The following is a 14768-nucleotide window of genomic DNA, read 5'->3' as shown; positions in this document are numbered from 1 at the left end:
CCCCAGGCAGGATTTCTGAATTAGACTGAGTAGATAACGGATTTTGGACGGATGCTGATTTCACATGCGGAAGAAGCGCGGCTGCGCGCCTCTTTCGAGGCGTTTATTATGGACCGGAGTTTTCCGTGCGTGGGGGCCAAATCAGCCCTCTCGCGCGGCACGCTCAACATTCTCGTGGGCTGGTCCATCGACAGCGGCTGGGATGACCTGCGGCTGCACGGCGAATTGATGGCATGGGCGCAATCCTATGCGAGCGATCCGGGGCTGTTCCGCAGCCTCGCGATCATTTTCGCGCATGCGGCGCCGCTTGATGAGAAGGCCTATGAGCAGGCGATGTGGGACCGCCTGCAATCGCTGGCTGACAAGGATGCGTGGCTTGGCCTGCCCTATGATGAGCGGGTGAGCCGCGATCCGGACGATCCCCATTTCTCGCTGAGCTTTGGCGGGGAAGCCTTTTTCGCAGTGGGTCTGCATCCGGCGGCGAGCCGCCCCGCGCGGCGTTTCGAGCGGCCGGTGATCGTGTTCAACCTGCACGATCAGTTCGAGCAATTGCGTCAGGAAGGGCGCTACGAAAAGATCCGCGAGACGATCATCGCCCGCGATGTCGATCTTGCCGGTGAGGCCAATCCGATGCTTGCACGCCACGGCACGAGCAGCGAAGCCGCGCAGTATAGCGGGCGGCATGTCGGCGAGGACTGGAAATGCCCGTTCCATGACCCCCGCGAGGTCGCGTGATGGCAGAGCGTATTCCGCCCCGCTCGGGCGTGGCGTTCGAGATGCTTGCCGGCCAGTATCTGACCGTGATCGACCCGGAAGGGTGCCAGGTGGCGGACCTGCTGGCCTATAATCGCGCGGACATCGGCGAGGTGCTCAGCAATGGGCGCACGCTCGATTATGAGGAGACCATTCGGCTGACGACGGGCAACCGGCTGTGGTCGAACCGGTCCAATGTGCTGCTGACGATCGAGCAGGATACGGTCGGCTGCCATGATTTTCTGCTGACGCCGTGCAGCACCGATACCTTCCTGCACTTTTACCCGGACAAGCCGGTCGTTCCGGGTTGTTTCGGCAATCTAGCAGCGGCGTTGGCGCCTTATGGCATCACGGCCGATATGATCCCGGTTGCGTTCAATTGCTTCATGAATGTGCCGGTGGGGGCGGACGGCAAGATCAGCGTTCTGCCGCCGCTCAGCGCGGCGGGCGACCGGATTGTCCTCAAGGCGGAGATGGATCTGATCATCGGCCTGACGGCCTGCTCGGCTTATGCGAGCAATGGCGGGAGCTTTCGGCCGATCGATTACATGGTTGAAGATCTGGTTTAGGGCGTTGCGACCCGGTCTCCCCTCCTCTTTAGAGGAGGGGGCGGGGGTGGTGGCGATGCGCGAGCATCGCATGGTTGGTGAGTGTTCTCGAGGTTGTTGCACCACCCCAACCCCTCCTCTGAAGAGGAGGGGCTAAGGCCGCGCTGACTATCGCTTCCTCAAGCTGCGCCAGCCACCTCAGCGCAAACGCCGGTCGTTGGCCGTTACGGCGCTGTGATAAGGCGCCAGCATCTTGCCCGGCAGGGCCATCATGGCGACGGTCGTCGCGACATTGCGCTCCATCAGCCGCATCCAGTCGTGAGGCCAAAAGGGCTGGCCCGAGGCGAGGCGCTGCATGTCGCGGGCGTTGGCCGCGCCGGTCTGGCGCAAGCGGCGGGCGCCGCGATCCTGCGCCCGGGCCGCCTTGCCGAAGGCGTCGGTCTTTTCCGTCACCATCAGGCTGAGCTCGCGGCCATCGGCGGTGAAGGGGGACTGCCATGCCGCCATGATGATGGGTGTGCGGGCGAGCAGGACATTGTGCGTGCTCACCATCGTTTCGGTCGCCCGAATGCAGGTCTGCGCGAAATCGAACCACATTGAAAAGGGGTTGGCAGTCATGGCGTGCTCCTGTTGCAGGAGCACAATGAGCGAGAGGCGGATTGGCCCCCGGCGCGCCGGCTGATTATTATCATGCCGGATGGTTAGGCGTGGCGGCGTGTCAGGCGATCCAGAGGCGCAGAATCCAGGCCACGACGCCGAGCACGCACACGCTCGCCAGCCAGATGCCCGCCATCCAGCCGAGGCGCTGCCACAGCGGTGCCTCTTCAGGTGCGCGGGTCAATGATAGCCCTCATGACCAACCTTGCCCCGGAAGACCCAATAGGACCAGCCGGTATAAGCGAGGATGAGGGGGAGGGTGATCGCGACGCCGACCAGCATGAAGATCTGGCTCTTCTCAGGTGCGGCCGCATCCCAGATGGTGATCTGATCCGGCACGACATAGGGCCAGATGGTGACGCCAAGACCGGCCATGCCGAGGAAGAACAGGGCCAGCGCCAGCAGGAAGGGCATCAGTTCGCGCCGGGTCTTGAGCGCGTAGAACAGCGCGCCGGCGACGATGGCGGTGAGGAGCGGCACCTGGCTGGCGAACAGGATGTTCGGCATTTCCAGCCAGCGGGCGCGATAATCGGACAGCAGCAGCAGATTATAGGCGCTCACTGCACCCATAAGCAGCAGCGTGGCGATCGCCGCCTTGAAGGCGAGCCGATAGGCATGCTCCTGCACCTCGCCCTCCAGCTTCCAGATCATCCAGCAGGCGCCTAGCAGGGCATAGCCGGCGACCACGCCGGCGCCGGTGAGCAGGGTATAGGGCGTCAGCCAGTCCCACCAGCTGCCATCATAGGAGCGCCCGGTGACGTCGATGCCCTGCAGCAGCGCGCCGAGGATCATGCCCTGTGCGAGCGCGGCGACCACCGAGCCGCCGAAGAAGCACATGTCCCACAATGCGCGGTGGCCCGGATCGCGCCAGCGGAACTCGAAGGCGACGCCGCGAAAGACGAGCCCCAGCAGCATGGCGATGACCAGCGGGTATGTGGCCGGCAGAATGATCGCATAAGCCAGCGGGAAGGCGGCCATCAGGCCGCCGCCGCCGAGCACCAGCCAGGTCTCGTTGCCATCCCACACCGGCGCGACCGAATTCATCGCGCGATTGCGCCCGTGGCCGACCGTGATGGTGGGGAACAGGATGCCGATCCCCAGATCGAACCCGTCCATCACCACATAAGCGAAGACGGCGAAGGCGATGATGAACGCCCAGATGACCGTGAGATCGATCATGAGTCGGCCCTCCCCTGTACTGTCGGCTGAACTGGCGACGTCGACCTGGGGTCCCCTTGCGCCGGGCCGGGTGTGATGCCGGCGGTGCGGATCGGACCGCGTTCCGTGGCCTCTACCCCCGGCTCGCCGCTATGCGGCGCGGCATTCATGAGGCGCAGGATATACCAGGTGCCCGCGCCGAACACCGCGAAGTAAATGACGACGAAGGCCAGCAGCGAGGCGGCGACCGCCGGCGCGGCGAGCGGCGAGGCCGCATCGGCAGTGCGGAGCAGGCCATAGATCACATAAGGCTGGCGGCCGACTTCGGTCGTCACCCAGCCGGCGATGACGGCGACGAAGCCCGCCGGCCCCATGACCAGCGCGAAGCGGTGGAGCAGCGACCAGTCGTACAGGCCCTTGCGCCACCGCGCCAACAGGCTGGTCATGCCCAGCGCGAGCATGAGCATGCCCAGCCCGACCATGATGCGGAAGGACCAGAAAACGACGCCGACCGGCGGGCGCTCGTCAACGGGAATGGTCTTGAGGCCGTCGATCGGGGCGTGGATGTCGTGCTCGAGGATGAGGGAGGTCATGCCGGGAAGTTTCACGGCATAATCCACCCGCTCTTCCTTGGCGTTCGGCACGCCGAAGAGAATGAACGGCGCGCCATCCGGATAGCTCTCATAATGGCCCTCCATGGCGAGCACCTTGGGCCGCTGATGCTCCCAGCTGTTCAGCCCGTGCATGTCGCCGACGAAAATCTGGATGGGCGCGACCAGCGCGATCATCCACATGGCCATGGAGAACAACTTGCGCGCATGGGCATTGGCGCGATCGCGCAGCAGATGCCAGGCGCCGACCGCGCCGACGACCAGTGCCGTAGTGAGATAGGCAGCGGTCACGGTGTGGACGAGGCGGTAGGGGAAGCTGGGATTGAAGATGATCGGCAGCCAGCTGTCACCTGGCAGGAACTGGCCGTTAGCGCCCATGATGTGGCCCTGCGGCGTCTGCATCCAGCTGTTGACCGAAAGAATCCAGAAGGCCGACACGAAGGTGCCGATGGCGACCATCAACGTCGCGAAGAAATGCAGCTTCTTACCGACGCGGTTCATGCCGAACAGCATGACGCCGAGGAAGCCTGCTTCCAGAAAGAAGGCGGTGAGGACTTCATAGGCCATGAGCGGCCCGATGACCGGCCCGGCGACATCCGAGAAGACCGACCAGTTGGTGCCGAACTGGTAGGACATGACAATGCCCGAGACGACGCCCATCGCAAAGACGATGGCGAAGATCTTCAGCCAGTAGCGGAACAGGTCGATGTAGACCGACTTGCCCGTCTTGAGCCACAGCCCTTCGAGAACGGCAAGATAGCTGGCCAGGCCGATCGAGAAGGCCGGGAAGATGAAGTGAAAGCTCACCGTGAAAGCGAACTGGATACGCGCCAGCAGGAGAGCGTCGGCCTCCGCGAACATAGCACTGGTCCCTATATGGTTCCCATGGTCGACGGCTCGTGGCGCGTCGATGGCCGGTCCTACCAGTCTGACGCTGGAGATTGAAGGGTTGCTCGGAACTCTCCGGCAGCGTTGCCCGGAAGCCACAGTTTTTGTTCTGGAATCTTGGGGGGGGCGACTCAGCGCTCAGGAATGAAGAAGGCCGCGACCAGCATGAGCTGGCCGCGGCCTCCGTTTAAATCGTCGTGAGAAAGATCAGAACTTCTTCTTCACGCTCACAGCCCATTCGCGCGGACGACCGGGCTGGCCGTTGGAGTAGCCTTGGCCACCGACCGTCTGGTCATAGATGGTCAGCAGATAATATTCGTCGAGCAGGTTGGTCACTTCGAGCGAGACATCGAGATCCTCATCTGCATTACGCCAGGTCAGACGGGCGTTTGCCACGCCATAGGCGTCGATGCGGTTACTCGAGCGGTTGGCAGAAACCGTGTAGACCTTGCTCTGGTACGAGGCGTCGATGCGCGGCGTCAGCGAACCGGAATTACCCAGATCGATGCGATACTGCGCGCCGATGCTCCACTTCCACTTGGGCGTGTAAGGCGCATAATCGCCAAACTGCGGGCCATTGAGGTTGGTCGGCCCACCGACGGCCACCGTGGAGGTGCCGGACGTGTAGGTCCCGAACTTCTTGTAGTCGAAGTCGATGTAGCTCAGCGATCCATCAAGCGTCATGCCCTCGACCGGGCGGATGGTGATCTCCGCTTCCAGGCCCTTGATGTCGGCATCGCCGGCGTTGACGGGAAGCGCGCAAGGCGCACCGAAGCCAGCCCCGGTGATCGCAGTGCAATTGCTGAGGGTAAGCTGGATTCCCTTATACTTGCTGAGGAAGGCCGCGACGTTGAAGCGTACCATGCGATCGAAAAGATCGGTCTTGAACCCAAGCTCGTACGCGCTCAGCGTTTCCGGCCCGAAGGAGAGGGCCTGCTGGACGAAGAACGGACGGGGATTCACGCCGCCCCCTTTGAACCCGGTGGAAAACTGGGCATAGGCCATGATGTCCGGCGTAAAGGCATATTGCACGTTGGCGCGATAGTCGACGCGATTTCCGCTATACTTGCCCACGGTGCCGTTCAGCGGCAACACGCCGTTCGCCGCAAGCGAGGTCGCATCCAGATAAGGCCGCTGGCGGACATAGGTGTAGGTCTTGGACTCCTCGGTATAGCGAATGCCGCCTGTCAGGGTCAGCTGTTCGACCGGGTTCCACGATAGGTGAGCAAACACAGCCTTGCTGTCTGCATCTACCGGATCGCTCTGCTGGAACTGCAGGCCAGAGGAGCGCAGGTCCTGGAAGGATGTGTAGACCGACTTCTGATCGCTGTAATAGCCGCCCAGGGTGAAGTTGATCTGGTCGTTGACCTTTCCGTTCAGGCGCAGTTCCTGGCTGAAGAAGCGGAAAGTCAGCGGGCCATAGCCGAGGCTGTGGGCCATCGGCGACACGTCGTTGTCGTTGGAGAAGTTGGACGTGTACTCGCGATAGGCGGTGATCGAGTTAAGCTGGAAATTTGGCGAGATTTCCCAGTCGATCTGTCCGGAGAGACCCCAACCCTTGAAACGCACGCGTCCGTCGCCAGAGGCGGCGCGATAGGTGAGCGGCTGACCCCCGACGAGGATCGGCTGGCCGTTCTGACCGATCGCGGTGTCCGCGGGCATGTCATAGGTCGCGAAGTTGCAGTAATTGCCGCAGATGAAGCGGTTGTCATAGGCCAACTGGTTGGCATTGGCGGTATTGCCGATCGGGAACGGGTTGATGTCCCGCTGTGCGGAGGCGGTCGCATAGTTCTGCGCCGGTGAGGAGCCGGGCGCCGGGGTCAGCGGCAGCGGGTAGCGCGGCGAGGCCACCGTGCCATCCGGATAAGTGCGCAGCAGCAGCACCGAGCCGGCCGCGACGCGATCGTCGTCGGTGTAGTCGCCGATAATATTGATATCGATCGTGTCGCTGGGGCGCAGGCGCAGTTGCGCGCGCGCTGCGATGTAGTTGACCTCTCCTTCCTTGGCGAGCACGCAGTCCGGACGATTGGTGCGCGCGGGCACACCGCCGACGGGATTGATCAGCTGCGGAGCGCGGGTGGGATTGGCTGCGGTGGCGAAGGCCGGCGTGAAGGTCGCCGTGCCGCCAGCGGGATACATACAGCCAAAGTCGAGCCGATCGACATAGCCTTCCTGCTTCTTGGCGACGCCGGCAATGCGCATGTCAACGCCCTGTGCCAGATTGAAGTCGGCACTGCCGCGCAGATCGATGCGGTTGCGGCTGCCATAGGCTGCGGCGACATAGCCGGTGTTCGTGCCTTCCGGCTTCTGCGAATAGAGCTTCACCGCGCCGCCGATGGAGTTACGGCCAGCCAGCGTGCCTTGGGGGCCGCGCAGCACTTCCACGCGATCGAGGTCGAGCAGGTCGAGGATCGAGCCGGTCAGCGTGGCGTAATAGACGTCGTCCACATAGAAACCGACGCCCGGTTCGACCGCCGGGTTGAAATCAAATTGTCCGACACCGCGGATGTTAGCGCCGAGCGATGGGCCGAAGGCAGCGCCCTGTGGCTTGAGTGTCACAGAGGGGGCCTGGTTGGCGACCTGGCTGATATCGGTCTGGCTGCGTGCCTCCAGCATCGCCGCATTCACCGCGGTGATGGCGATAGGCGTATCCTGCAGATTTTGCTCGCGAAACTGTGCGGTAACGATGATGTCGCCGTCGCTCGCGGCCTGCGTATTGCCCGCCTGCGGCGCAGCATCCTGAGCAAAAGCATTGGTCGACGAGATCAGCGCGATCGCGGACGACAAGAGCGCAAAACGGAACTTTCTCATGACATCTCCCCTGTGTGTAATTTATTTTGTCCTACTATAATTGGGATATCTAAGGATGCGAAGCGCAAAATCGGGACTGGCCGTTTCTTTCTTCCGACCGGTCGAGGGCCCTGATCAGGCAGACCGCCGCCAAATTACGGCAGGCAAAGGCATTTGCCTTCTCCAATGGTGCACCCGGACTTGTTTCATGATGCACGGAAGCAACAGTGGCTGCACTGTAAGCGGCTTGACTTAGAAGCGGTCTCACGAAACAATCTCTCGCAAAGAGATAATGCGGGCGGCCGGTCCTGAGAAGGATGCGAGCGGCCCGGACATGAGGACGGGAGAGGGCAGTGGGCGCAGCGCGCAGAGTCTCGACTGAGGACATCCCAGACCGCGACCGGCTGGGGTTCTGGAATGCCGGCGCCGCGGCGATCGGCGGGGTAGAAGCCGACCGGATCGAGGACCACGCCTTTCAGGGCGTCGTCGTCCGCCGGGCGCTCGGCGATGCCAAGGTCTTTCGGCTCGACACGTCCCCGCATCGCGCGGCGTGGACGCGGCGCCTGATTGCCGCAGGCGAAGGCGATCCGCATGTCCGCATCTGGTTTCAGCACCGCGGCTCGACAATCGTCTCGACCCGCCATGGCGAACATATCGTGCGGGCCGGGCAATGGTCTGTGAGCGACGGGCGATATCCCTATGTGGCGACGCATCTGGAAGCCTCGCGCAAGCTGGCGTTGCAACTACCGCTCGGCCGGCTGGCGCGCCACGAGCAGGACGCAATCGCCCGGCTGCCCGGTGCGCTGCAGGTCGGCGGCGGCATCGCACGGATGCTGCAGGCCTGCCTGCACGGCGCGATTACCACGACTGCCGAGACGGACGACCGGCTCGATGCCGATCTTGGCGAGACGATGATCGATTTCATGCGCATGCTGCTGCACGAGCAGCGGCTGGGCAGCGACGTGGCACCGATGCGCGAACTTACCCAGGACCGCATCCGTGCTTTTGTGCGGCGGAACGTCGGCAATCCCGCTTTGTCCGTGGATATGATCGCCCAGGCGATGAAGTGCTCGAAGCGCTATGTGCACAAGGTCTTCAACGGTGACGAGACGATCAGCGAGTATATCTGGGGAACGCGGCTTGAAAGCTGCCGCGCCGCGCTGGCGTCGCCCAAAGCGGCGCAGACGACGCTGACGCAGATCGCCTTCGAGAACGGCTTTAGCAGTTCCGCGCATTTCAGCCGCGCCTTCCGGGAAAAATTCGGCACCGCCCCCAAGGCGTACCGCGCGCAGATGCTGGATGCCGGTTCACGCACGGACAAAACGCGCATGTCCGCCCCGACAAGCGCGGGGGCGTGATGATGCTAGGCTGACAGCCGATCGAGTGGAGGGTGTGATGCGGTTGGTTCTGGCGCGTGTGGGAGCGTTGATGATGATGGCGATGTCGAGTGGCGCCGTGCAGGCCGAGGCTGGCTGCGACAAAGCCTGCCTGGAAGAGATTATGGGGCAATATCGGGCGGCCTATCTCGCCCATGATGTCTCGGCTGCGCCCTTTGCCGATCATGTGCGCTTTACCGAAAACAATATCGAGATGGCGTTTCCCGATGCGAGTTGGGATACTGTGACGGAGGAAGTCGGTACGGCGCTGACGCTCTCCGACCCGCAGACCGGGCAGGCCGCTGCGTTCATGGCCATCAACCAGAGCGAAATTCCCGGCTATCTCGCCGTGCGGCTGAAGATCGAGAACCGGAAGATTACCGAGGTCGAGCATATGCTCTCGACCAGGCGCAACCTGAGTTCGCCGCCGACGCCGTTTGCGGAGCCCAAGGATTTCGTGCGCCCCGCCGACCGGGCCGCACCAGTGCCTCAGGCGCGCCGCAATAGCCGTGAGGAATTGCTGAGCCTGGGCGATGGCTACTTCCAGACGCTGGAGAATAACATCGGCGAAATCCGTAACACGCGCTTTGCGCCCGATGCGATCCGCTACGAAAACGGCATGATCTTCGGCGATATCGAGAAGGATTTCCGGCTCGGTCGCTATGCCTTCAACAATAAGGTCAGGCGGGTACCGATCCTCGTCGATGAGGAGCGGGGCATTTCCTTGTTCCGCGGCTTCATCGATCACAAGGGCGTTCTGGCCGACTATACCCTGACAGACGGTACGCCGCGTCGATCCATCTTCCGTGAGCCGCATAGCTGGGCGCTGCTGGAAATGTTCAAGATCCAGGGCGGCATGATCACCGGGGTGGAGGCCACCTTCATCACGGCGCCCTATAATGCGACGTCGCCCTGGGGGCCGGGCAACGGGAAGTAGGCGCGGACCTAAGAGGCGTATCGAAGCATCGTATCGAAGGGCCGACCCTTCGATACGCCGCTTCGACAAGCTCAGCGGCTACTCAGGACGAACGGGTAGAATGTCCTTACGGTCCCCTCGTGCCTAGCCTTCCACCAGATCGCCCATGATCTCGCGCGCGAGCCCGCCTGCGTCGGGCTCCACGCGGCACGACTGGTCGAACAGCATCGTCGCGCGGGTGCTCCGCTCATAGGCCGGCCAGTGCGGCAGCCCGCTCGCCTGATCATTGGGATCGCCATTTGTGGCGAAGGCGACCCAGGCGCTGCTCATCTTGGCCGCGAGCATGACCGGGGCGTCGCCCTCGCCCAGCAGGGCACGGGCGGACTGCGGCGTATTCAGAATGAACGGCGTCTCCATGGTGTGAAGGGCGCCCAGCTTCCCGCCGAGCGCGGGGCTCTGATAATCGAGCCGGTACATGAAGGCGGGCGCGCCTTCCTTGCGCTCGGCCTGCGCGATGATCGGTGCCTGGATGGAATAGTCGCTGAACAACTGGAGGAAGAGCCGGCTCGGCGTGGCCTCGGGATAGGCCTGCCGGTAGCGGCTGAGGACTCTGCCGGTGCGGTCGCCGAGAAACGCCTGGGAGCGGGCCTCGAGGCCGGCCTCGTCCAGCGTGAAGGAGCCGGGATCGTTGCCCCAGAAGAAGCTCATTTCTTGCGCATTGCAGCCGATGAGCATGGGGATGGCGTTGGTGAGCGGCGCCGCGCGGGGCGAGAAGGGGTATTGCGGGAGCAACAGCGGATCGAGCACCGGCGCGAAACAGGGGAGATGCGTGAAGTTGCGCGGCTTCAGATCGTCGGCGACAGCGTGATAGCCTGCAAGCAGGGTCTGGACCGGCAGGGTGAGCAGGCTTTGCCAGCCGCTGCGCGGGATGTTCAGCCGGTGCAGGAGCCGGTCGGTCGCGGCCGCCGCATCGTCCCGCTCCATGAAGCGCAGCGCCGGGCCGCTCTGCACGCCGGCACGGTGGATGAGGCCCTGCGCGGCAGGGCTGCTCATCAGGAAGCTGGTCTTCATTCCGCCGCCGGAGGTGCCGAACACCATGATGCGCGCCGGGTCGCCGCCGAAATTCTCGATATTGTCGCGGATCCAGCCGAGCGCGGCGATAATGTCCTGCATCCCTGCATTGCCGGCATGCGCGAATTCGTCGCTTTCCGTCAGGCCGGCGAGGTGGGTGTAGCCAAAGGCATTGAGGCGATGGTTGAGACTGACGAATACGACATCGCCGCCCGCAGCGAGCTTGCTGCCGTCCACCGCCGAGCCTGAGCCGCTATAGAAGAAGCCGCCATGCAGCGAGACCAGCACCGGGCGCTTGCGGCCATCGCGCAACCCGCTGGTCCAGATGTTCAGGAACAGGCAGTCCTCCGATTCCGGGAGCGGCGGGGGTGGGGGCGGCGCATTGGCCGGGCGCGGCAGTTGCGCAAGGATGACATAAGGCGGGCCGGGCGGAGGATTGGGGTTGGATTGCGGCGCGCTGGCCCCGAACGCAAGCGCATCGGCAATGCCCGTCCAGGCCTCCGGCGCGACGGGCGGGCGGAAGCGCTCGGCCCGCGCATAGCGAATACCGCGAAACGCCATCACATCGCCTTCGAGGCGGCCGCGCAGGCGCCCATATTGTGTGTCGGCAATCGGTTCGGATGATGTCATCGCAAAAGCCCTTGGCAGAATGATGGCGGGAGCGGTCGTCGCAGCAAAGACGGCTTTCAATGCCGTTCGTCTGCTGACACCGGGGTGAGCGGGCATGGCAGGCTCCTCTGGTTCGCCTCATTCTAGGAAGTCCGGCCCGCTCGCAATTTGCGGACAGGGAACTCTTGTTCGTCTGCCGGTGAACTGCGCGGCGGAAGATGGCCGGCGCGCGCGCATGAGGGTCGACAGGGCGCATCGCCCGCGCCAAGGCTGGCGCGGACATGAGCGAGGCGGCGGTGGAACGAACAGAGCAACTGAAAAAGAGGGGCTTCCAGTTGGCCGGGCTGGAGCACACCTTCGGCTTTTTGCTCCATGCGGCCTGGCGCGATGCCTCGACGACGTTCAACCGCTTCTTTGCCGGCACGGACATGACGCCGAGCGCTTATTCCGTCCTCCTGCTGATCCACAGTAACCCCGGTTGCGCGCCCGGCGACCTCTCCGAGATCATGGGCATCACCTCCAACAACATGACGCGCCTTCTCGACGATCTGGTCAAGCGCGGCTTCGTGGCGCGGGAGGTGAGCGAAGCGGATCGTCGCGTGCGCCTGCTGCGGATGACGGCGGCGGGCACGGATTTCCTGGCCGAGCTGCGGCGCTGCCACGATGCCTATGAGGCGCATTTCGACGCGCGCATCGGGCAGGAGCGGATCGCCCAGCTTTGCGAGCTCTTGCGCCGGTTCGGCTGACCGCCCGCTGCCGGACGCGGCGCAAGGCGGTTTGGCCAACGGCGGCTTGTTCCCGGCAATGCAAAGCACGATGCGTCGCCAGTAAAGCCCCGAGAGGCCGGCCCTTCTAACGATCATGTGCAATTGCAGGAGAGCAGCACGTGTCGGTGGAGTCGGACAATCGGGCGCATCGTCCCCGGTTGGCGCATGAACTGGGGCTTCTGGCCAGCCGCCGCCAGATGTTGCGCGGGGCGTGCGTGGGCGCCTTGCTGATCGGCGCGGGCGGCTCCGCCGCGCTGGCGCGCGCGAGCGGACCAACCCGGATGGATGCCGTGCTGTCCTTCCATTCCAACGAACCGTGGCTGGACCGCACCGGCCGCGCCGCGCCCTGGCATCCGCCGCGCGGGTGCCGCAGCGGCGAGGGCGTGGAGCCGCTGTCCGACGAGATGCTGCGCAGAGTGAATTGTTATGTCTGAACGGGTCTGCCGAGATGTGCGGCAGCCCTTGACCGGAGGTTCAAGTGGTCGATTTTTCTTCTGATCCGGCCAAGCGCGGCTTCTTTTCCCCGCAGCGCTATGATGCCGAGATTCTCGAGTGCGAAGTGCAGGGCACATTGCCCGCCGATCTGGTGGGCACCTTCGTGCGCCTGGGCGGCGAATGGTATTATCCGCCAAGCAAGCCGGACGATGCGATGCTGCACACCGATGGCTATGTCAGCACCTTCCGGTTCAAGGATGGGCGCGTCTCCTACAAGGGCAAGTTCGTCCGCACGCCGCGCTTCCAGGCCAATCTCAAGGCGGGCCGGCAGCTCTTTGGCTATTATCGCAATCGCTTTACCGACGATCCCAGCGTGCAGGGCATCGACGGCACCGTCTCTAACACCACGCCGCTCGTCCATGGCGGCAAGCTGTTCACGCTCAAGGAGGATTCGCTGCCCCAGCAGATCGATCCGGTGACGCTGGACACGATCGGCGCGTGGGATTTCGACGGCAAGTATAAGAGCCAGACCTTCACGGCGCACCCGAAGATCGACCCGTTCACCGGCGAGATGATCGCTTACGGCTATGAGGCGACGGGGCCGGCGTCCAAGGACGTGTTCGTCTACGCGATGGACAAGGCGGGCCGGGTGACGCGCGAGACCCGGTTCGAGGTGCCCTATGTCTCGGTGATGCATGACATTGCCTTGACCGAGAAGCACATCCTCTTCCCGTTCGGCGGCTATGTCACCAGCATGGAGCGCTTGCGCGAAGGCAAGGTCCACTGGGGGTGGGACCGCAGCAAGGACAGCTACATCGGCATTATGCCGCGCGACGGCGAGGGCAAGGACATCCGCTGGTTCAAGGGCCCGGAACGGTGCATGATGCACACGTTCAACGCGCAGACCATCGGCAACAAGGTCGTGCTCTACGCCCCCTTCTACGATTCCAATTTCTTCCCCTTCTTCCCCAATGTCGATGGCTCCCCCTGGGACCCGACGCGGGCCAAGGCCTATGTCCGCCGCCTGACGTTCGATCTCAATTCCAAGAAGGATAGCTGGGAGGAGGAGATCCTGTTCCCGCTGCCCATCGGCGATCTGGGGCGGATCGATCCGCGTTATCTGACGCAGGAGAACCGCTACTGCTTCACGGGCTTCACCGATCCGACCCGGCCGTTCGACGAGGCGCGGGCGGGCAATCTGCGCGGGCGCGTGACGAACAGCTATGCCCGGTTTGACCTGCATACGAACAAGGTCGATCGCTATTTCCCGGGGGATACGCACAGCCTGCAGGAGTGCTGCTTCATTCCTCGCAATGCCGACGCGCCGGAGGGCGATGGCTATCTGATTGGCACGGCTTCCAATTATGCGGAGATGCGCTCCGAGCTGATCATTGCCGATGCGCAGCGGCTGGAGGAGGGCGAAATCGCCCGCGTGATCCTGCCGTTCCGCGCCGGTCCGCAAGTCCACGGCATCTGGGTGCGGCCGGACGAACTGGCGCCCTTTCCAAAAGCAGGAGGCATCGATGCGTGATGAGAGCGAGGCCCTTGAGGCTGCAAAAACAGGAGGAGAGAGATATGGCCATGACGAGACTGCGGTGCCTGGCCCTGGCGGCCGTAGCGATGGGGCTGGTCATGACCGGTAATGCCCAGGCTCAGAGCCTTTCGGCCGAAGACTATGCGGTCGCGCGCGCCGAAATCGTCAACCTGTCGAACCGGCTCATGATCGCGTCCGACGCGCGGGATGCCGAGACCTATGCCGAGAGCTTCGCCAGTGATGGCGTGCTGGACTGGATTGGCGGGGTGGAACATGGGCGCGAAGCGATCCGCAAGGCCATCGAGGAATGGCGCGCTCAGATCGCGAAAAAGGCGACGATTCCAGCGGACGCCAAATCGCAGCCACGCACGCGCCATTATGTGCTCAACCACGACATCACGGTGAACCCGGACGGCAAGACCGCGTCGGGCCGCGTGTATTGGTTCGCGCTGACGAACAATACGCCCCAGACCGATGTGCAGGTGCTCTACTTCGGCCATGTCATCGAGGATTATGTGAAGGAAGACGGCAAATGGCTGTTTTCCAAGCGCGCGGTGTTCAACGAATCCCGCCATAATCGGGCATTGTTCTACCCCGAGCTGGGCGAGAAGGACCCGCGTCAGGCGGACTGACCGGCTGTGTTGAGCGTGCGCGG

At 63.5% G+C, this 14768-nt stretch carries 14 protein-coding genes; 8 read left to right on the top strand and 6 right to left on the bottom strand.

Features of this window, described 5'->3' with window-relative positions:
• Positions 1-51 precede the first annotated feature (51 nt).
• Together gntA and M2331_RS11825 are read left to right on the top strand one after the other, a co-directional pair.
• Positions 52-735 (top strand): guanitoxin biosynthesis heme-dependent pre-guanitoxin N-hydroxylase GntA, encoded by a 684-nt coding sequence (gene gntA / locus M2331_RS11830; protein ID WP_181560460.1) that lies wholly within the window; start codon positions 52-54, stop codon positions 733-735.
• Positions 735-1322 (top strand): DUF1989 domain-containing protein, encoded by a 588-nt coding sequence (locus tag M2331_RS11825; RefSeq protein WP_181560459.1) that lies wholly within the window; start codon positions 735-737, stop codon positions 1320-1322. Before gntA ends, M2331_RS11825 begins: the two co-directional genes overlap by 1 nt.
• A gap of 177 nt (positions 1323-1499) precedes the next feature.
• On the opposite strand, the gene M2331_RS11820 is transcribed toward M2331_RS11825, so the two are convergent.
• The 5 genes from M2331_RS11820 to M2331_RS11800 all read right to left on the bottom strand — a co-directional run bounded on the left by M2331_RS11820 (position 1500) and on the right by M2331_RS11800 (position 7426).
• The gene (locus M2331_RS11820; RefSeq protein ID WP_181560458.1) at positions 1500-1919 is read right to left on the bottom strand and encodes a hypothetical protein; all 420 of its coding nucleotides are present in this window, start codon (positions 1917-1919) and stop codon (positions 1500-1502) included.
• 100 nt (positions 1920-2019) lie between these two features.
• Positions 2020-2142, bottom strand: a complete 123-nt coding sequence (locus tag M2331_RS11815) for a DUF2474 domain-containing protein (RefSeq protein ID WP_181560457.1) — start codon at positions 2140-2142, stop codon at positions 2020-2022.
• Positions 2139-3137, bottom strand: coding sequence for a cytochrome d ubiquinol oxidase subunit II (gene cydB, locus M2331_RS11810; RefSeq protein ID WP_181560456.1), 999 nt, complete (start codon positions 3135-3137; stop codon positions 2139-2141). Before cydB ends, M2331_RS11815 begins: the two co-directional genes overlap by 4 nt.
• On the bottom strand, positions 3134-4588 hold the full coding sequence (locus M2331_RS11805) for a cytochrome ubiquinol oxidase subunit I (protein WP_181560455.1): 1455 nt from the start codon (positions 4586-4588) through the stop codon (positions 3134-3136). Before M2331_RS11805 ends, cydB begins: the two co-directional genes overlap by 4 nt.
• 234 nt (positions 4589-4822) lie before the next feature.
• On the bottom strand, positions 4823-7426 hold the full coding sequence (locus tag M2331_RS11800; protein WP_181560454.1) for a TonB-dependent receptor: 2604 nt from the start codon (positions 7424-7426) through the stop codon (positions 4823-4825).
• 332 nt (positions 7427-7758) lie between these two features.
• Between M2331_RS11800 and M2331_RS11795 the strand changes: the two genes are divergently transcribed.
• Together M2331_RS11795 and M2331_RS11790 are read left to right on the top strand one after the other, a co-directional pair.
• A complete protein-coding gene (locus tag M2331_RS11795) occupies positions 7759-8763 on the top strand; it encodes a helix-turn-helix domain-containing protein (protein WP_181560453.1) in 1005 nt (334 codons plus the stop codon).
• A 37-nt stretch (positions 8764-8800) separates the two neighbouring features.
• Positions 8801-9718 carry a hypothetical protein gene (locus M2331_RS11790; protein ID WP_264585628.1) on the top strand — a complete coding sequence of 306 codons (918 nt, stop codon included), beginning with the start codon at positions 8801-8803 and terminating at the stop codon, positions 9716-9718.
• A 123-nt stretch (positions 9719-9841) separates the two neighbouring features.
• Here the strand turns inward: M2331_RS11790 and M2331_RS11785 are convergent, their stop codons facing one another.
• Positions 9842-11398, bottom strand: coding sequence for a carboxylesterase/lipase family protein (locus M2331_RS11785; protein ID WP_181560452.1), 1557 nt, complete (start codon positions 11396-11398; stop codon positions 9842-9844).
• Positions 11399-11658: 260 nt separating this feature from the next.
• On the opposite strand from M2331_RS11785, the gene M2331_RS11780 reads away from it, so the two are divergent.
• The 4 genes from M2331_RS11780 (at position 11659) to M2331_RS11765 (ending at position 14745) form a co-directional block, all read left to right on the top strand.
• A complete protein-coding gene (locus M2331_RS11780; RefSeq protein ID WP_181560451.1) occupies positions 11659-12123 on the top strand; it encodes a MarR family winged helix-turn-helix transcriptional regulator in 465 nt (154 codons plus the stop codon).
• A gap of 140 nt (positions 12124-12263) precedes the next feature.
• Positions 12264-12578 (top strand): hypothetical protein, encoded by a 315-nt coding sequence (locus tag M2331_RS11775; protein ID WP_181560450.1) that lies wholly within the window; start codon positions 12264-12266, stop codon positions 12576-12578.
• Positions 12579-12622: 44 nt separating this feature from the next.
• On the top strand, positions 12623-14110 hold the full coding sequence (locus tag M2331_RS11770; RefSeq protein WP_181560449.1) for a carotenoid oxygenase family protein: 1488 nt from the start codon (positions 12623-12625) through the stop codon (positions 14108-14110).
• Positions 14111-14154: 44 nt separating this feature from the next.
• Positions 14155-14745 (top strand): nuclear transport factor 2 family protein, encoded by a 591-nt coding sequence (locus M2331_RS11765; protein WP_181560448.1) that lies wholly within the window; start codon positions 14155-14157, stop codon positions 14743-14745.
• The last annotated feature ends 23 nt before the right edge of the window (positions 14746-14768 follow it).

This window comes from Sphingobium sp. B10D7B (assembly GCF_025961955.1).
In the GTDB taxonomy this organism is placed as follows: Bacteria; Pseudomonadota; Alphaproteobacteria; order Sphingomonadales; family Sphingomonadaceae; genus Sphingobium.
The sequence above is the reverse complement of the archived record's forward strand: the minus strand, read 5'-3'. Positions and strand labels throughout refer to the sequence as shown.

Bases quoted from the DNA above. Each gene is read 5' to 3' on its own strand.
- gntA (WP_181560460.1), top strand. From the start codon at position 52: ATGCTGATTTCACATGCGGAAGAAGCGCGGCTGCGCGCCTCTTTCGAG.
- M2331_RS11825 (WP_181560459.1), top strand. From the start codon at position 735: ATGGCAGAGCGTATTCCGCCCCGCTCGGGCGTGGCGTTCGAGATGCTT.
- M2331_RS11820 (WP_181560458.1), bottom strand. From the start codon at position 1,919: ATGACTGCCAACCCCTTTTCAATGTGGTTCGATTTCGCGCAGACCTGC.
- cydB (WP_181560456.1), bottom strand. From the start codon at position 3,137: ATGATCGATCTCACGGTCATCTGGGCGTTCATCATCGCCTTCGCCGTC.
- M2331_RS11805 (WP_181560455.1), bottom strand. From the start codon at position 4,588: ATGTTCGCGGAGGCCGACGCTCTCCTGCTGGCGCGTATCCAGTTCGCT.
- M2331_RS11800 (WP_181560454.1), bottom strand. From the start codon at position 7,426: ATGAGAAAGTTCCGTTTTGCGCTCTTGTCGTCCGCGATCGCGCTGATC.
- M2331_RS11790 (WP_264585628.1), top strand. From the start codon at position 8,801: ATGCGGTTGGTTCTGGCGCGTGTGGGAGCGTTGATGATGATGGCGATG.
- M2331_RS11785 (WP_181560452.1), bottom strand. From the start codon at position 11,398: ATGACATCATCCGAACCGATTGCCGACACACAATATGGGCGCCTGCGC.
- M2331_RS11780 (WP_181560451.1), top strand. From the start codon at position 11,659: ATGAGCGAGGCGGCGGTGGAACGAACAGAGCAACTGAAAAAGAGGGGC.
- M2331_RS11765 (WP_181560448.1), top strand. From the start codon at position 14,155: ATGGCCATGACGAGACTGCGGTGCCTGGCCCTGGCGGCCGTAGCGATG.